This window comes from Halomonas sp. YLGW01 (assembly GCF_014840935.1).
Taxonomy (GTDB): domain Bacteria; phylum Pseudomonadota; class Gammaproteobacteria; order Pseudomonadales; family Halomonadaceae; genus Onishia.
In genome coordinates, this window is record NZ_CP062005.1 from 2339681 (window position 1) to 2357467 (window position 17787).

The following is a 17787-nucleotide window of genomic DNA, read 5'->3' on the forward strand; positions in this document are numbered from 1 at the left end:
CTATCATTCGGTATCGTCAACCGCCTTCACTGTCGAGAAATAGCGAATGAAAAACTCGTCACTTACTCTGCTTGTCATGGGCGTCTCCGGGTCGGGAAAATCTCATATCGGCTGCCGTCTTGCCGAGGCAATACATGCCGAATTCATCGATGCGGATGATCATCACAGTGAGGCCAGCATCGCCAAGATGGCCAAGGGCGAGCCGCTGACCGACAGCGACCGGCAGGACTGGCTGCTGACGCTTGCCGACCTGTACCGCGACTACCAGCAACAAGGCAAGGATGTGGTGATCGGCTGCTCGGCGCTCAAGCACCGCTATCGCGATGTCCTGCGACAGGGTGCGCCCGAACTGAAGATCCTCTATCTCGACGGTTCCCGAGAGGTCTTGCTTGAGCGTCTGGGCGGACGCACTGGCCACTTCTTCGCCGGCGAGCACATGCTGGACAGCCAGTTGGCTGATCTTGAAGTACCGGAAGATACGGAAGCCATCCGACTGAATATTCGTCAGTCACCCGATATCATCGTGGATAAATTCCTGAAGAAAATCGGCATTAAAGCCGACAAACATCAGTAGGGAATTCCTGAGAATGCGCCAACATATGGCGCATACCCTCCCTCCCCCACAACCCCTTATCACTTATCATCACGCCTTTCAGTTTCCTTTCCATCTCAGCGCCATGGCCGCCTCATATGCCGTCAATGAGTCGAATAATTCCCAGAGAGCTACTGAGCACTTCGTTACCCTACCTGGCTCCCTCAAGGGGTGTGCCATTCCTTCCATTACATACGAGACCCGCCTCGACTCGGTGCGCCTGAACGACAAACGCCCCGACCACCAGGTGGCCGGGGCATCCGCTCAGGCAGAGCCCATCCTGTCATGCATCAGACCAGCCACATGGCCAGGTCGGGGAAGAACAGCAAGGCGAACAGCACGCAGAGCTGAATGGCAATGAACGGCAGCAGCGACACGAAGATGTCCTTGAGGCTGATACCGGCCGGCGCCACCCCCTTCAGGTAGAAGGCGGCCGGCCCGAACGGCGGTGACAGGAAGGAGACCTGCATGTTGACCGCGAACAGGATACCGAACCAGATCGGGCTGTAGCCCAGTTGCACGACGATCGGCACGAAGATCGGCAGGGCCAGCATCGCGACCCCGATCCAGTCGAGGAACATGCCCAGTACCAGCAGGATCGCCATCATCACCAGCAGAATCACGATCGGCTCCACCTCCATGCCGAGGATCATCTGCGAGATGAAGCGGTTGCCGCCCATCAGGTTGTAGACCCCGACCAGTGCCGCGGCGCCGATCCCGATCCAGATGATCATGCCGCAGGTGGTCATGGTCTGACCGAGGCTTGCGTGCAGCGTCTTGAAGGAGAACTCGCCGCGCAGCACGATCGCCAGCAGCACCCCGAACACCCCCATCGCCGCGGCTTCGGTCACCGAGGCCACGCCGCCGTAGATGGTGCCCAGCACCATGAAGGCGATCAGCCCCGGCACCATGATGGCCCTGAGCGCCTGCCAGCGGGAGGAAAAGCCGTCTTCACGATCGGCATCGGTCATCGGTGGGCCCATACTCGGATTGCGCAGGCAGCGCACCAGCACATAGGCGATATAGGAGCCCATCAGGATCACCGCCGGCGTGATGGCCGCGGTGAACAGGTCGGCGATCGACACGCTGGCGATCAGGCCATAGATGATCAGCACGATCGAAGGCGGCATCATGGTGCCCAGCGCCCCGCCGGCGCAGACCACACCGATCGACAGATGCTTGTCATAGCCCAGACGCAGCATCTGCGGCAAGGCCAGGATGCCCAGCAGCACGATCTCGCCGCCGATGATGCCGGACAGCGCGGCCAGGAAGAAGGCCACCACGATGGTCTGCACGGCGACCCCGCCGGGCAGCCGGCCGGCGAAGACCCGCATGGCGTTGAACAGATCCTTGGCAATGCCGGATCGATCCAGCAACGAGGCCATCAGCACGAACATCGGCACCGCCACCAGCGAATATTCGGTGACGAAGCCAAATACCCGACTGGTGACCAGCGGCAAGGCATTGCCCCCGAACCAGCCGAAGGTGAAGACCAACGCCACCAGGCCGGTGATGAAGGCCAGCGGCAGGCCGGTCACCAGCAGCGCGAAGATGGCTCCGACCAGCAAGAGTGTTCCGTCGGCGATATCCATTACCGGCTCCCCTCGGTGTGTGTGGTCGGCTTGGCGCGCAGCGACTGGACGCTATGAATCAGCGCCTGGACGCTCATCACCATCAGCGAGGCCATGATGATGCCCTTGACCAGGGCCGGAAACGGCGGATTCCAGGACGTACCCGAGCGCTCCAGTGACCAGTCGCCGAGTGGATTATGAGAGGCATCCCAGAACATCACGAAGGCGGCATAGCTCATCGCCAGGCAGAAGCCCAGGGTCACCAGGTCATTGAAACGGTCCAGCCACAGCCTGAGGCGCGGCCCGGCGCTGTCGTAGAGCACCCGCACGCGGATGTGCTGATTGCCGGCCAGCGCCGCAGGACCGCCGAGGGCAAAGCTCACGGCCACCAGCATGACCACGGTCTCGTGCACCCAGGAGGTCGGCGAGTCGAAGCCATAGCGCATGATGACCTCGAAGACACTGATGCCCATGGCGATGAACACCAGCCAGGCCGCACCCCGGGACACCCAGGCCACGCTCCGGTCGAAGAGGCTACGCGCCGGATCACTCGGCTCGGGCTCCCCCGCGGTAGCGGCGACGAGCGCGTCGTCGGGCGCCTCATGGCGACGGGTTGGTCGAGACATGATGGTTCCTCTCACATGAAAAAGGGGCGACAGCCGCCACCGGGCACACGGTGACGGCAGGTCGAGGCGAGGCCGGGGTAGGGGCCCCGGCCGGGGCGAATCACATCAGGTTGTGATCCTGCAGGTAGGTGACCACGGAGTCGTAGAACTTCTGGGTGATGGCGTTCTTCTCGGCCCAGACCGCCCACTCTTCCTTGGCGATATTGCGGAACTTGGCGCGCTCCTCGGCGGACATATCGATGATCTCGATATCCGGATTCTGGTTGACCTGCTTCACCGCTTCGAGGTCCCGCGTCTTGAGCATGGACACCATCTCGTAGGACATGCTGTCGACAGACGTCTCTAGGATGGCCTTCAGGTCGGCCGGCAGGCCATCCCAGATGCCCTTGTTGAGCGAGACCGCAACCATCGGCAGCGAGTGGAAGCCCGGGTAGTTCGGATAGGGCGCGAACTCGTAGAGCCCCTGGTCGTAGTTGGTGGCAAAGACCGTGTAGTCGGCGGCGTCGATCACGCCCTTCTCGAGGGCGGTGTAGACCTCGGAGCCCGGCAGGTTGACCGGAGTGGCACCGGCCTTCTCGAAGATGTTGTAGACCATCCCCTGGGGAGCACGCAGCTTGAGGCCCTTGAGGTCCTCGACGGTGCGGATCGGGCGCGTGGAGGGCAACGCCTCGAGACCGGTGGCGGCCGCGCCGATCAGGTGCACGCCATAGGGCTCGGCCAGCTCGTTGTAGATTTCTTCACCGCCGGCGTAGTTCATGTAGTCCAGGAACTCCACCGGGTCCCCCCAGGCACCGACCAGATTGCCCATCATGCCGAAGGCCGGATCCTGACCGGAAAAGTAGCTCGGATCGGTCAGATGCCCCTGCAGGATGTTGGCGCTCACCGCCTGCAGGGTCTCGGTCGCCCCGACCACCGCGTTGACCGGCAGGATCTCGATCTCGATGCGACCGCCGGACATGACATTGACGTTCTCGGCCCAGGCCTTCTTGAGCTCGAACTGGGGCTCCCCGGAGGTCTCCGAGGTCTGGAAGGTCCATTCGTACTCCGCCGCCTGGGCGCCGAAGGCCAGCGAACCGAGCACGGCCACCGTCAGGGCCTTGAGCGCGAACGGCTTGAGGGCGACGGACTTGAGAGGCGTGACATTTTTCATGGTGCGATTCCTCGTCATCGGTTGAGAGTGAGGTTGTTGTTATCGGTACACGAAGGCACCGCGGTCGGCCGCGCGCGTCGTCATGACGCGGGCGGCAATGCACCCGGCAGGCGCAAGTGAGAAAGCGGCGTGGTGAAGATGCTCTCGATGCCCAGATCCAGTCCGGTGCGCTCGAGCACGCGTAGCGCGGCCTGCTCGGCCTCGTCCGGACGACGCAGGCGAATGGCCTCCATCAGCAGGCGATGGCGCTCCATGCTGTCCTCGAGCTCGTCGGCGCTGTGATTCGAGGTTTCGACCAACAACGCGATCGCCGGCTTGAGCACATGGCTGATCTGCGACCACAGCAGGTTGTGGGTGGCCGAGAAGATGGCCTCGTGGAAGGCCACATCGTGATCGTCATGACAGATGCCCTGATAGCAATGATCGGGCGACTCGAGTGCCCGGATCATGCCCAGATACGCAGTCTCGATCTCATGAAGGTCGGCGGCAGTGGCATGCTCGGCCGCCAGACGGGCCACGAAAGGCTCCACCGCCACCCGGAAGGCGAAGATTTCCCGGCGGATACGCGGGTTCGGCTGGGCGAACCGGGCCATCCAGTCGCTGACCCGAGGGTCGAGCAGGTGCCACTGCGCCAATTCCTGAACGCGGCTACCCTGTCCTGAGATGCGCTTGATCATCCCCGCGGCCACCAGCGACTGAAGAGCGCTGCGCACGGTGCTGCGACTCACGCCGAAGGTCGCGCAGAGATCGAGCTCCTTGGGAACGAAGTCACCCGGCGCATAGACGCCCGCGAAGATGGCCTCGGCCAGCTGTTCGGCGATGTCCGGACGTGAGGCGCGCCCGCTTGAGGTGGAAGGTGCTTGGCCCATGGGAACCTGCCCGCATGTATGTTTGTCGAATCACTATGTCCGACATAGGATCGATCAAAAACGGACATAACGCCTTTAGACCATGGTCGCGACTCGGCATCGGCCGCTTTTCACGCCCGCACACGCCGACCGCACGCGCGCCCAGAGCTCCCGACCAGAGCTCCCGACCAGAGCTCCCGACCAGGGCGCAGGCACAAAAAAACGCCCCGGCCAGTGGCCGGGGCGCTTCATGTACCGCCTGTAGGTTAGGCTGTCGAGCAAAGGCTCAGTCGCGGTAGACCGGGAAGCGGGCGCAGACCGCCTCGACCTTGGCCTGGACCTCGGCCTCGACGGCGCTGGAATCGCCGTTGGCCATGGCCTCGAGGATGTCGCAGATCCAGGTGGCCAGATCGTGGCACTCGGTCTCGCCGAAGCCGCGGGTGGTCACCGCCGGGGTGCCGATGCGCAGGCCGGAGGTGACGAACGGGCTCTGCGGGTCACCCGGCACGGCGTTCTTGTTGACGGTGATGTGGGCGCGGCCCAGGGCCGCGTCCGCGTCCTTGCCGGTCAGGCCCTGCTTGATCAGCGACAGCAGGAAGAGGTGATCCTCGGTGCCGCCGGAGACGATGTCGAAACCGCGCTCGATGAAGACCTTCGCCATGACCTGGGCGTTCTTGACCACCTGCTGCTGGTAGGCCTTGAAGCCCGGCTCCATGGCCTCCTTGAAGCAGATCGCCTTGGCGGCGATGACATGCTCCAGCGGGCCGCCCTGGCCACCCGGGAAGACCGCGGACTGCAGCTTCTTCTCGATGTCGGCGTTGCCTTCGGCAGACAGGATCAGGCCGCCGCGCGGACCGCGCAGGGTCTTGTGAGTGGTGGTGGTGACCACATGGGCGTGGGGCAGCGGCGTCGGGTAGACACCCGCGGCGACCAGGCCGGCCACGTGAGCCATGTCGACCAGCAGGTAGGCACCCACTTCGTCGGCGATCTCGCGGAACTTGGCCCAGTCGATGATCTGGGAGTAGGCGGAGAAGCCGGCGATGATCATCTTCGGCATATGCTCGCGAGCCAGGCGCGCGACCTCCTCGTAATCGATCAGGCCTTTGTCGTCGAGGCCGTACTGGATGGCGTCGTAGTGCTTGCCGGAGAAGTTCGGCTTGGCGCCGTGGGTCAGGTGACCGCCGGCGTCGAGGCTCATGCCGAGAATGGTATCGCCCGGCTTGACCAGCGCCTGGAAGACCGCACCATTGGCCTGGGAACCGGAGTGCGGCTGCACATTGGCATAGCTCGCGCCGAACAGCTCCTTGGCATAGTCGATGGCCAGCTGCTCGACGATATCGACATACTCGCAGCCACCGTAGTAGCGCTTGCCGGGGTAGCCTTCCGCGTACTTGTTGGTCAGCTGCGAGCCCTGGGCTTCCATCACCCGCGGGCTGGCGTAGTTCTCGGAGGCGATCAGTTCGATATGCGCTTCCTGGCGAGCAGTCTCCTTCTGCATCGCCTCGAGCAGGGCATCATCGAATCCGGCAATCTGCATGTCACGGCTGAACATCGTCGGTGGTCCTCGAGCTAGGGGGGAAAACAATGGCGCCATAATACCGCAGCCACGGGCGCCTTTCACATGAAAGCCGATCATCACGGGCTCGATAATTTCTCACCTTGGCTTTAGTCACGCTAAAACCAGACGCCTGTTTTCGCGATGACTCTGACCTGCACCCCGACCGGCGCTGACCTGGCGACGATCACAGTTCGCCGTCGAGGCGTCGTTCCAGCAGCGCATTGATCTGCTCGATCACCTCGAGGCGCGCCTGGCGCTTGTCGTCGCAGGCGATCAGCGACCAGGGCGCGTGGGGCCGATGGGTCTGGGTGAACATGTCATCGATCGCCCCCTGATAGTCCTCCCAGCGGGCGCGGTTGCGCCAGTCCTCCTCGGTCAGCTTGTGCTGCTTGTGCGGCGTCCTGGCTCGGGCCTCGAAGCGCCTGAGCTGCTCGTCCTTGCTGATCGACAGGAAGAACTTGCCGAGCACGGTGCCGTGCTCGAGCAGGCGCTGTTCGAAGTGGCGAATCTCGCCATAGGCGCGCCGCCATTGAGCCGGAGTGGCGAAGCCTTCGACCCGCTCGACCAGCACCCGCCCGTACCAGGAACGGTCGAAGAGCGCGAAGCGCCCATCCGCCGGCAGCCGCCGCCAGAAACGCCACGCCCACGGGTGAGCACGCTCCTCGTCGCTGGGGGCGGCGATGCTGTGTACCCGATAGCGGCGCGCCTCCAGCGCCGAGGTGACCCGGTGAATGCTGCCGCCCTTACCGGCGGCATCATGACCCTCGAAGACCAGCACCACCGGTATACCGCGCCTTGCCGCCTCGCGGCTGTTGCGCGACAGCCGCGCCTGCTGCTCGACCAGCCGCCGATGATAGTCCGCCTTGTCCGGGGACGCGGTTGGGGCCTGCTCGGGGCCAGGCGCGCGTACCGAAGGCGCCTCCCCGACCGCCGGCAGCGGCTGACTGCTCGCCCAGGGCGCCTCGGGGTCCACCGATGGCCGGGACATGGCCTCGAGCAGTCGCTCGGCTACCTGATGCATCAGCTCATCCGGCTCCTTTCCCGTGAGACAGAACCAGGGCGCCCAATCGGCCTGGGTGGTCTCGCGAAGCGAGGCGCCGAGGCTCTCGATCAGCGGATGCTGGAGGTGACGCTGCCAGTCGCTGGGATCGAGCTGCCAGGCGCGGGCCGGGTCCTCGAGCATGGCCGCCAGACGCTCACCTTGAGCCTCGCGATCGATGTCCAGCCAGATCTTGACCAGTACCACGTTCTCGGCGGCGAGCTCGGCCTCGAAGTCGCGGATTCGTTCGAGGTGATCCTCGAAGGCACCCGCGCCGATGCGCCGCTCGGCCCGGGCGAAGAGCGCATCGCCATACCAGCCGTGGACGAAGATGCCGGTGGTACCGCGGGCCGGAATACGACGCCAGTAGCGCCACAGCGCCGGCCGCCTGGCCTCCTCGCTGCTGTGCTCCAGGGCATGCACCTCGGTACGACGGTTCTCGAGCCACTGATTGAGCAGGTTCAACAGGGGCTGCATGTAACTCGCCGTCTGACCACCCAGCAGTAGCACCAGGGCGCGATCCTCCCGCCTGGCCATCTCGAGTTGCGCCGCCAGCAGACGATAGCGCAGGGTGTCTTTCTTCATCCATGCTCCCTGAAAGGTGGCGTCTTCATCCTTTATCCTTTCTTTCCTTGCCGGGGCATCCCCTGTCGGGGCACGCCTCTCACGTCTCGCCCAGAAGGCCAAGGCTCGCCATCGGCGTCTGCCGGCGCAGGCTGCGCGACAGACCATGGCCGATCAGCCCCACCAGCAGGGCGCCTCCCAATGGCAGCCCCAGCCACAGCCAGAGGTGAAGGCGAGGAGCGAGATCCAGCCAGCCGGCGTAGATGCCCGCCGCGGCAAGCTCGGCGAGCAACGCGCCCATCAGGCCGCTCGCCAGGCCCAGGATGGCGAACTCGGCGCCCTGCACCCGGGAAATCAACCGATCGCCGGCACCGAACACCCGCAGCAGACCGCTCTCGTGGGCCCGCAGCGGTCGGCTCGCGATCAGCGCCGCATAGAGCACACTGATGCCGGCCAGCAGCACGAAACCGAGCACCAGCTCCACCGAGCGGGTGACCTGAGTCAGCAGTTCGCGCACCTGGCCGAGGATGGCCTCGACGTTGAGCAGTGACACCGCCGGGAAGTCCTCGACGATCCGTCCGGGCAGCGGGCTCTCGGCATCGTCCAGATGAAAGGCGGTGATGTAGGTGTGACCGAAGCGCTCGAGCACCCCCGGGGGGAAGATCACATAGAAGTTGGGCCGGAAGCTGTCCCAGTCGAGATCACGCAGGCTGGTGATGCGGCCGGTGACGGTGGCGGCGCCGATGGTGAAGCTCATGGTGTCACCCAGCGCCAGGCCGAGACGACCGGCCAGGTCGTCTTCCAGGGAGATCGGCACCGTCCCGTCGGACGCATCGGCGTCCTGGTTCGCCGCCCCGAACCACTGCCCCGCCACCAGGCGGTTGCCCTCGGGCAGGGCATCGCGCCAGGTCAGGTTGAGCTCACGGCGCAGGGCGTTGTCGCCCCGGCCGCTCTCGGGCACCGCGTCCATCGGTGGTTCGCCGTTCAGCGCGGTGATGCGACCGCGCACCATCGGGTAGAGCGCGCTGCGTTCATCGACGCTCCCGGCCAGGGTCTCGACGAAGTCGTCGCGCTCCTGGGGCTGGATATTGATGGCGAAGTAGTTGGGCGTGTCCTCGGGCAGCTGATCCTGCCAGGCGGTGAGCAGGTCGCCGCGTACCAGGGCGATCATCGCCATCGCCGCGAAGGTCACCGCGAAGGCCAGCAGCTGACCGAGGCTCGCCTGGCGACGACGGCCAAGCTGGCGGGCGCCGAGCCGCAGCGCCCGGGTCGGTGAGGCGGCATGCGTGCCCTGGGGCAGCATTGCGGCCAGGCGCAGTACCGCACTCAGCAGCAACGCGCCTACCCCACCCAGGATCACCAGCATCATCAGGCCCCCGACGAGCAGCGCCACGGACAGCCAGAGATCGCCGGAGTACAGCCACATCAGGCCGCCGAACACCAGACTCGCCATGGCCACCACCAGCCAGGCCGAGGCCGGCAGCGGGTCGAGTTCACGCCGCAGCACCTTGAGGGCGCTGACGCGTTTGAGGCGCAGGAGCGTCGGGCCGGCGAAGCCGACCAGCACGGCAAGCGCCGTAAGCACCCCGAGCGCCAGAGGCAGCGGCCCCGGCGGCGGCAGCTCCAGTGGCAGAAAGGCGGTCAGCAGCGCCAGCAGCCCCGCCTGACCGGCCAGGCCCAGCAGGGCTCCGCACGCGGAGGCGGCCAGCGCCAGCCAGCCCAGCTGCAGGGCGAACAGCCGGGTCAGCTGTTGCTGGGAGGCGCCGAAGCAGCGCAGCAACGCGGCGGTATCGAGGTGGCGATCCACATAGCGCCGGGTGGCCATGGCCACGGCCACCCCCGCCAGCAGCACCGCGGCGAGACCGGCCAGCGCCAGGTACTTCTCGGCACGCTCCAGGGCACGCCCGAGGCCCGGCCGGTCGACCCGCACATCCCGCACCTCGACGCCGTCACGCTTGAGTGCTTCGAGGCGGGCATCGAGGCTCGACACCGCCTCCGGCGGCCCGGCGGCCAGGATCTCGTACTCGACCCGCGAGCCCGGCTGCACCAGGCCGGTGGCGTCCAGGTCATCGACATGCATCATCAGCCGCGGATTGAAGCTCGAGAAGCCCCCGGACTGGTCGGCCTCGCGCTCGATGATGCCGGTCACGGTCAGGGTGGTGCGCCCCACCCGCACCTCGTCACCGAGCTCCAGGTCGATCAGCGACTCGAGCCTCGGGTCGACCCAGGCCTCGCCTGGCGCGGGACCGCGAGCCAGGGCCTCGACGCCGTTGCCGACATCGACCCGGGAGGCGCCATACAGTGGATAGGCGCTATCGACCAGCTTGAGGCTGGCCGGCTGGAACCGCTCGCCGCGGCTGATCATCGACACCAGATCGACCTGATCCGAGAGCGTCATGCCGGCCTCGCGCAGCGTCCTTTTCAGCTCGCTGGAGAAGGGCTCGCCCTGCTCGAGCACCAGATCTCCACCGAGCATCTGCCCGGCCTGACGGGTCAGGCCGCGTTCGAGACGATCGAGGAAGAAGCCGATCATGGTCGAGGCCGCCACCGCCAGCGCCAGCGCCACGAACAGCGCCCGCACGTCGGCGGCGCGCAGATCACGCTTGAGGCCACGGGCCGCGAGACCCAGCCAGTGGAGGCCATTGGGAGAGGCGCGACGGAGCCCGCGCCGGGTGTCACCGCTCGCCATCATGCGCTCACCTCCTCACGGGTCATGTCCACCAGCTGGCCGTCGGAGAGTCGCAGGCAGCGGTCGCAGCGCCGGGCCAGGGCATGGTCGTGGGTGACCAGGATCAGGGTAGTGCCGGCTTCACGGTTGAGGGCGAACAATCGCTCGATGATGCGCTCCCCGGTGGCCGGATCCAGGTTGCCGGTCGGCTCGTCGGCGAACACGAGCTCGGCCCCGGTGACGAAGGCGCGAGCCAGGGCCACCCGCTGCTGCTCGCCACCGGAGAGCTGCTTGGGCAGGTGATCGAGACGCTCGCCGAGCCCTACCCGGGTCAGCCAGTCCCGGGCCCGGGCGTCGTTATCGGCGGCGGGCGAAAGCTCCAGGGGCAGCAGCACGTTCTCGAGCGCGGTGAGGGTCGGCAGCAGCTGGAAGTTCTGGAACACGAATCCCACCCGGCCGGCCCGCAGCTGGGCGCGTCCGTCCTCGTCAAGCGCCGCGAGGGACTCGCCGAACAGGCTGAGCTCTCCGCTGCTCGGCGCATCGAGCCCGGCCAGCAATCCGAGCAGAGTGGATTTGCCGGCACCACTCTCGCCGAGGATGGCCAAGGTCTCTCCGGGGAACACCGTGAGCGAAAGATCACTCAGAATGGTCAATGAGCGATCGCCACTCCTGACCTGCTTGCCGAGTCGGCGAGCCTGTAGGATGGGCGCAAGATCATGATTCGAGGAGGTGGACGCAGTGGTGGACATAGTGACTGGATTCCCTGTTGGCCTGACTGTGTCGAGGGTCAATGCAATGAAGCGGCTGCAATGGCTGTATCGAGCGGCGAGCCTGGCGCTCGGCCTGACGATGAGTGTGAGCCTGCTCGGCCTGGCGCCATCGGTGCTGGCCGCCGGTGACGACCGCCCCACCCTGCTGATGATGGGCGACAGCCTGAGCGCCGCCTATGGTCTGGAGCGCCAGGAGGATGGCTGGGTCAGCCTGTTGGCCGAGCGACTCGAGGGCGAGGCGCGGGTCGTCAATGCCAGCATCAGCGGCGAAACCACCGCCGGAGGCGCCACGCGCCTGCCCGAACTGTTACGACAGCATGCGCCCGAGATCGTGCTATTGGAACTGGGCGCCAACGATGGCCTGCGCGGCCTGGCGCCGCGTCAGATGCGCAAAAACCTCGAGGCGATGATCGAGGCAAGCCAGGCTAGCGGCGCCCGGGTGGTGCTGCTCGGCATCGACATTCCCCCCAACTACGGCGATGCCTATCGGGACGCCTTCACCGGCATCTTCGAAGAGCTGGCCGCCCGCTTTGAGCTGCCGCTGGTGCCCTTCCTGCTCGAGGGCGTCGCCCTGGAAGATGGCCTGATGCAAGACGACGGCCTGCATCCCACCGCCCAGGCGCAGCCCGCGATCCTCGAGAATGTCTGGCCGACCCTGGCGCCGCTGCTCGAGACCATGACGGCCGAATCGGCCGATGGCATAGGCCAGACGCCAGGCGATCGGGTCGGGGCGGCTGCCCCCGCCATGCTGGCTCCCTCGACTTCCGCTCAGGGCTGAGGCGCCGGCACCGCGGCCTTCTGCCATTGCTGAAGGCCGAGCCCTCCGAGGATCAGCACCAGGCCGACCAGGGTCGAGTCAAGGATCGGCTCGCCGATCACCAGGTGCAGCAGCAGCAGGGAGATCGGCGGCGACAGGAAGATCAGGTTGGCGATTCGGGCCGTGCGGGAGATGCCGCGCACCGCCAGCTGCCAGAGCACGAAGGCGATGCCCATCTCGAAGAGCCCCACATAGACCCCGGCACTCACGCCCTTCCAGCCATACCACTCGAACCCCGGCCCGAGGGCGATCAGTCCGGTGAGCACCGGCAGGCCCACGCTAAAGTTCTGCCACTGGGCGATCAGCGGGGCTCGATCGTCGCGAGCATTGAGCAGCCAGTAGAGTGCCCAGAGCAGGGTCGAGGCCAGTGCCAGCCCCACCCCCAGGGGATCGGCGAAGGCCACATCGAGCACCGCCCCCCGAGTAGCGATGGTCCAGACGCCCGCATAGGCGACCAGGCCGGCCAGGATATCGATGCGGGTCAATCGCTGGCCGAGGATCGGCACGGCGAGGAAGGCCATGGCCAGCGCCCAGGTATAATTCAGCGCCATCGCCTCCTGCCCCGGCAGGCGGTCGTAGGCGGCGAACAGCACCAGGTAGTAGGCCACCGGGTTCATCAGCCCGGCCCACAGGCCGGTGCGCCAGCCCTGGCTCAGCGCCTGGCGCAGCTGGCCCTTGCGCCACACCAGCACGCCCATCAGCGCCCAGGAGACCAGGGCGGCGATCCATATCAGCTCCAAGGGCGACATCTCGCCGAGAGCGACCTTGAAGGCGGTGGCCACCGTGGACCAGAGGCCAACGGCCCCCAGGCCGCACAGCATGGCATGACGTTCCCGTGTCATGTTCTCTCCCTTTTATGATGAGATGCCCCGAGCGGGGCAAGACGCCCGGGGTGAGCCCTGCGCTCTAGAGGCCACCCCCCGCGTCACGTTCCAGATGATCGCTGCGCCGCAGGCCTCCTCGGCCAGTCGCCAGCGACAACGCCTCAGCGATCCAGATGCCCCAGGTCTCGCTCGGGATCGAGGCGGTCACGCACCCGCTGCTTGAGCAGCTTGATGTCCGGGAAACCGCCATCGCGCTTGCGCTCCCAGAGGCACTCGCCGTCGACGGTGATCTCGAAGTGCCCGCCATGACTGGGCATCAGTGCCACCTCCTCAAGCTCCTCGCCGAAGGTCGACAGCAGCTCCTGGGCATACCAGCCGGCGCGCAGCAACCAGTGGCACTGAGTACAGAAGTGGATTCGCACGCTTGCCATGAGACTCTCTCGCGGTTGGACATTTGCCCGGCATCATAACTGAGGCATGATGGCCACAGGAATGCGCGACAAGGAACCGAGTCATGCCAGCCCCCGACATTTCACAGCGCCGCCTCTTCGAGGCGCTGACCGGCGACGACGACAGCCGGATGTGCAAGGACATCTCGGATGATGCCTGTCAGGAGCAGCCCCGCAACTTCTTGCTGCACCTGGCCGCTGCGCTTGGCAACAAGCTGGCCGACGAGCTATCCAGCGCGCGGCTGGTACTGCCCTGGCTGCTGGGGGCGATCGGCGCCCCGCTGTGGATGGTGGGCCTGCTGGTGCCGATTCGCGAGGCCGGCGCCCTGCTGCCCCAGGTCTTCGTGGCCGGCTTCATCCGCCAGAAGGCGCAGCGCAAGTGGACCTGGGTGTCCGGCGCCCTGATCCAGGCCCTGGCCGCCCTGCTGCTCGCCGCCCTGGCACTTCTTGGCGAGGGCGGCATGGGCGGCAGCCTGGTGCTGGTGGTTCTGGTCGCGCTGTCGCTGGCTCGCGGCCTGTCGTCGATCGCCACCAAGGACGTGCTGGGCAAGACCATCGCCAAGCAGCGCCGCGGCACCCTGATGGGCTGGAGCGGCAGCGTGGCCGGCGGTGTGACCCTGGCCGCCGGTGCCGTGCTGATGCTCTTCGATGACCGCCCCGGCGAGCTGGCTTTGGCGGTGCTACTGGGCGTGGCGGCGCTGGGGTGGGGACTCAACGCCCTCTGTGCGGCCCGCATCCAGGAAACCCCGGGCGCTGTCGAGGGCGGCGAGAATGCCTGGGACAGCGTGCGTCAGGGCCTGCACCTGCTGCGCGAAGACCCGGCCTTCCTGCGCTTCAACCTGGCGCGTGCCCTGCTGCTCTCCAGTGCCCTGGCCCTGCCCTACATCGCCCTGCTCGCCCAGCAGCGCAGCGACGCGGCCCTCGGCGACCTGGGCCTTCTGATCGTCGTCTCGGGACTCGCCGGCATGCTGGCAAGCCCCCTGTGGGGCAAGCGGGCCGATGCCTCGAGCCGGCGAGTGATGCGCGATGCCGGCCTCGCCGCGGCGGCCTGCTGCGCCCTGGCGGCGCTCGCCGGCGGGCTTCCCTCGGCCTGGACCGCCACGCCCTGGCCCTATGCGCTGCTCTACGGGCTCTTGGTGATCGCCCATGCGGGCGTACGACTGGGACGCAAGACCTATGTGGTGGATCTCGCCGGCAGCGACCGGCGCGCCCTCTATGTGGCGCTGTCCAATACGCTGACCGGCGTGCTGATGCTACTGGTCGGCGGTCTGGTCGGCGCCCTCGCCCAGTGGTTCGGCAGCGCCATCCTGCTCGGGGTGCTCGCGGCCTGCGCGCTGGCCGCCGCGCTCACTGCCCAGGGGCTGCCCGAGGTCGAGGAGTGAATGCAACACATTGAAATCTGGCGACCGCCTAGCCATGATAGAGCGATATACACGGTGGGCAGGATGTCTGCCTACGCCCCCTAGGGTCGCGACAGGAACGCCTCGCATGAAAAGACCGCCCATGATCAGCCCCGAGCTTCTGGAACGCATCATCGACGCCTCGGAAGACGGGATCGTCGTTGCCGAACGTGAGGGCGACGAGCACATCCTGATCTACGTCAACCAGGGCTTCGAACGGCTGACCGGCTACAGCACCGACGAGATCCTCTACCGGGACTGCCGCTTCCTGCAGAACGATGATCACGATCAGCCCGGGCTCGCCCGCATTCGCCAGGCCCTGCTCGAAGGCCGCCCCTGCCGCGAGATCCTGCGCAACTACAAGAAGGACGGCACCCTCTTCTTTAACGAGCTGTCGATCACGCCGATGTACGACGAGCAGGAGGATATTACCTACTACCTCGGCGTGCAGAAGGACGTCACCGAGCGCGTCGAGGCGATTGCCGAACTCGAGCGCATCAAGGCCGCCCCTCAAGGCTGAGCATTTTTCCCTCCTCCCCTCTTGCCCTCCCCCATGACTGGCGTTATATAGCGAGCAACGCCCCCGCGTTATGCGATGCTCGCCCCCGGCGAGCATCCGTTGCCATCTGCCATTGGGGTCATGGGAGGACATCGCATGAGCCAAGAACACCAAGTACACGGCACGTCCGACGATGCCGCCGATGATGTGACGTATGATGGGGATGTGGACGCGTTCATGGACGCCGTGAACGACAGTCACTACACCCCTAGCCGCTCTTCTCGTGCAGAGACCCTGCAGGCCCGGCGTCGACTCGAGCAGCGGCTGGAAGAGCGCCGCCTCAGACAGGTCATCGACGACGACTGGCATCTCGACGTCGAGGAGGAAGAGGAAGAGTAAGACCCGATAAGGAACGCGGGCCTCGCCGCCCGCGTTGCCTTCGGCATTGACCTTTCCCTGGGCTGCCGTGGCTGCCTTGACGATCACCGTCCGGCGCTGGCCTTTCGCGGGTGCGGCCACTATCATCGTGCCGAAACCCTCAACCCAATGGATTTCCATGGCGCAATACGTCTACACCATGAACCGGGTGGGCAAGATCGTCCCTCCCAAGCGTCAGATCCTCAAGGATATTTCGCTTTCCTTCTTTCCGGGCGCCAAGATCGGCGTGCTCGGCCTGAACGGCGCCGGCAAGTCCACGCTGCTGCGCATCATGGCCGGCGTCGATACCGAGTTCGAAGGCGAAGCGCGCCCCATGCCGGGCATCAACGTCGGCTACCTGCCCCAGGAGCCGGAGCTCGACGACGACAAGAGCGTGCGTGAAACCGTCGAGGAAGCGCTGTCCGGCATCAAGGACGCGCAGGAGCAGCTCGAGGCCGTCTATGTCGCCTACGCCGAGCCCGACGCCGACTTCGACGCCCTGGCAACCGAGCAGGCCCGTCTCGAGAACATCATCGAGGCCGCCGACGCCCACAACCTCGAGCGCAAGCTGGAAGTGGCCGCCGAAGCGCTGCGCCTGCCGGCCTGGGAGGCACGCGTCGGTCACCTCTCCGGTGGCGAGCGCCGCCGCGTCGCGCTGTGCCGCCTGCTGCTGTCGAGCCCGGACATGCTGCTGCTCGACGAGCCCACCAACCACCTGGACGCCGAGTCCGTGGCCTGGCTCGAGCGCTTCCTGCACGACTACAACGGCACCGTAGTGGCGATCACTCACGACCGCTATTTCCTCGATAACGTGGCCGGCTGGATCCTCGAGCTCGACCGCGGCCAGGGTATCCCCTTTGAAGGCAACTACTCCGGCTGGCTGGAGGCCAAGGAGCAGCGTCTCGAGCGGGAAGCCAAGCAGGAAGCCTCGAAGAACAAGGCCATCAAGCAGGAACTCGAGTGGGTGCGCAGCAATGCCAAGGGCCGTCAGGCCAAGAGCAAGGCGCGCCTCAACCGCTTCGAGGAGATGCAGTCCGGCGACTTCCAGAAGCGTAACGAGACCAACGAGATCTACATTCCGCCCGGTCCGCGTCTGGGCGACAAGGTCATCGAGTTCCATGACGTGGCCAAGGCCTTCGACGGCCGCCTGCTCTACGAGGACCTGTCCTTCAGCGTGCCCAAGGGCGCGATCGTCGGCATCGTCGGCGGCAACGGCGCCGGCAAGTCGACGCTGTTCAAGCTGATCACCGGCAAGGAACAGGCCGACGCGGGCGAGGTCGTGCTCGGCGATACCGTCGAGGTCGCCTACGTGGAACAGCTGCGTGATGCCCTCGACGACAAGCAGACGGTGTGGGAAGCGGTGTCCGACGGTCAGGACATGCTCAACATCAACGGCTACGAGGTGTCCTCGCGGGCCTACGTGGGTCGCTTCAACTTCAAGGGCAACGACCAGCAGAAGCGTCTCTCGGAGCTCTCCGGCGGTGAACGTGGCCGTCTGCAGCTGGCGCAGACCCTGAAGCAGGGTGCCAACGTGCTGCTGCTCGATGAGCCGTCCAACGACCTGGACATCGAGACCCTGCGCGCCCTGGAAGATGCCCTGCTGGCCTTCCCCGGCTGCGCCATGGTGATCTCTCACGATCGCTGGTTCCTCGACCGTATCGCCACCCACATCCTCGCCTATGAGGGCGATTCCAAGGTGGTGTTCTTCGAAGGCAACTACACCGAGTACGAGGCCGATCACAAGAAGCGTGTCGGCAACGACACCCCGCATCGCATGAAGTACAAGCGCATCGACGCCTGAGGCGGATGCCATATTCGCGGTGACCCGACGGGCGGTGGCGACACCGCCCGTTTCTTATGGCCGCTATAGCGTTTCCCTGCTCACCCACGTTTCCCTGAACCTCTCTCTGCACTTCTCCCTGAACGCCTCCCTGCCCTCTCCGTCATCTCTCCCGCACCGCTCTTCGTATCGCCCGCCTTGCAAGACGCGCCCAC

At 66.0% G+C, this 17787-nt stretch carries 16 protein-coding genes; 6 read left to right on the top strand and 10 right to left on the bottom strand.

Annotated elements, in window-relative coordinates:
• Positions 1-46 precede the first annotated feature (46 nt).
• Positions 47-574 carry a gluconokinase gene (locus IEJ03_RS10800; RefSeq protein ID WP_192034866.1) on the top strand — a complete coding sequence of 176 codons (528 nt, stop codon included), beginning with the start codon at positions 47-49 and terminating at the stop codon, positions 572-574.
• 308 nt (positions 575-882) lie between these two features.
• On the opposite strand, the gene IEJ03_RS10805 is transcribed toward IEJ03_RS10800, so the two are convergent.
• The 8 genes from IEJ03_RS10805 to IEJ03_RS10840 form a co-directional block, all read right to left on the bottom strand.
• Entirely contained in the window at positions 883-2184 is a 1302-nt protein-coding gene (locus tag IEJ03_RS10805; protein WP_192034867.1) for a TRAP transporter large permease subunit, read from the bottom strand.
• Positions 2184-2789 carry a TRAP transporter small permease subunit gene (locus IEJ03_RS10810; protein WP_192034868.1) on the bottom strand — a complete coding sequence of 202 codons (606 nt, stop codon included), beginning with the start codon at positions 2787-2789 and terminating at the stop codon, positions 2184-2186. Before IEJ03_RS10810 ends, IEJ03_RS10805 begins: the two co-directional genes overlap by 1 nt.
• Before the next feature lie 100 nt (positions 2790-2889).
• On the bottom strand, positions 2890-3939 hold the full coding sequence (locus IEJ03_RS10815) for a TRAP transporter substrate-binding protein (RefSeq protein ID WP_192034869.1): 1050 nt from the start codon (positions 3937-3939) through the stop codon (positions 2890-2892).
• An 80-nt stretch (positions 3940-4019) separates the two neighbouring features.
• A complete protein-coding gene (locus tag IEJ03_RS10820; protein ID WP_192034870.1) occupies positions 4020-4808 on the bottom strand; it encodes a FadR/GntR family transcriptional regulator in 789 nt (262 codons plus the stop codon).
• A gap of 265 nt (positions 4809-5073) precedes the next feature.
• The gene (glyA, locus tag IEJ03_RS10825) at positions 5074-6339 is read right to left on the bottom strand and encodes a serine hydroxymethyltransferase (RefSeq protein WP_192034871.1); all 1266 of its coding nucleotides are present in this window, start codon (positions 6337-6339) and stop codon (positions 5074-5076) included.
• Positions 6340-6529: 190 nt separating this feature from the next.
• On the bottom strand, positions 6530-7969 hold the full coding sequence (locus IEJ03_RS10830; RefSeq protein WP_192034872.1) for a polyphosphate:AMP phosphotransferase: 1440 nt from the start codon (positions 7967-7969) through the stop codon (positions 6530-6532).
• A gap of 79 nt (positions 7970-8048) precedes the next feature.
• Entirely contained in the window at positions 8049-10640 is a 2592-nt protein-coding gene (locus tag IEJ03_RS10835; protein WP_242457941.1) for an FtsX-like permease family protein, read from the bottom strand.
• A complete protein-coding gene (locus tag IEJ03_RS10840) occupies positions 10637-11365 on the bottom strand; it encodes an ATP-binding cassette domain-containing protein (RefSeq protein ID WP_192034873.1) in 729 nt (242 codons plus the stop codon). The genes IEJ03_RS10835 and IEJ03_RS10840 overlap by 4 nt, the downstream gene beginning before the upstream one ends.
• Positions 11366-11465: 100 nt before the next feature.
• On the opposite strand from IEJ03_RS10840, the gene IEJ03_RS10845 reads away from it, so the two are divergent.
• Positions 11466-12164 (top strand): arylesterase, encoded by a 699-nt coding sequence (locus tag IEJ03_RS10845; protein ID WP_242458115.1) that lies wholly within the window; start codon positions 11466-11468, stop codon positions 12162-12164.
• Here IEJ03_RS10845 and IEJ03_RS10850 read toward each other — a convergent pair.
• Positions 12155-13045 (bottom strand): DMT family transporter, encoded by an 891-nt coding sequence (locus IEJ03_RS10850; protein ID WP_192034875.1) that lies wholly within the window; start codon positions 13043-13045, stop codon positions 12155-12157. The two genes, IEJ03_RS10845 and IEJ03_RS10850, sit on opposite strands and share 10 nt — an antisense overlap.
• Before the next feature lie 143 nt (positions 13046-13188).
• Positions 13189-13458, bottom strand: coding sequence for a SelT/SelW/SelH family protein (locus IEJ03_RS10855; RefSeq protein ID WP_192034876.1), 270 nt, complete (start codon positions 13456-13458; stop codon positions 13189-13191).
• Between the two features lie 83 nt (positions 13459-13541).
• Here IEJ03_RS10855 and IEJ03_RS10860 point away from each other — a divergent pair, with 83 nt between their 5' ends.
• The 4 genes from IEJ03_RS10860 to ettA all read left to right on the top strand — a co-directional run bounded on the left by IEJ03_RS10860 (position 13542) and on the right by ettA (position 17593).
• The gene (locus IEJ03_RS10860) at positions 13542-14858 is read left to right on the top strand and encodes an MFS transporter (RefSeq protein ID WP_192034877.1); all 1317 of its coding nucleotides are present in this window, start codon (positions 13542-13544) and stop codon (positions 14856-14858) included.
• A gap of 106 nt (positions 14859-14964) precedes the next feature.
• A complete protein-coding gene (locus tag IEJ03_RS10865; RefSeq protein ID WP_192034878.1) occupies positions 14965-15396 on the top strand; it encodes a PAS domain S-box protein in 432 nt (143 codons plus the stop codon).
• A 135-nt stretch (positions 15397-15531) separates the two neighbouring features.
• Positions 15532-15774: a hypothetical protein gene (locus tag IEJ03_RS10870; RefSeq protein ID WP_192034879.1), complete on the top strand. Its 243-nt coding sequence runs from the start codon at positions 15532-15534 to the stop codon at positions 15772-15774.
• Between the two features lie 157 nt (positions 15775-15931).
• Positions 15932-17593 carry an energy-dependent translational throttle protein EttA gene (gene ettA, locus IEJ03_RS10875; RefSeq protein ID WP_192034880.1) on the top strand — a complete coding sequence of 554 codons (1662 nt, stop codon included), beginning with the start codon at positions 15932-15934 and terminating at the stop codon, positions 17591-17593.
• Positions 17594-17787 lie beyond the last annotated feature (194 nt).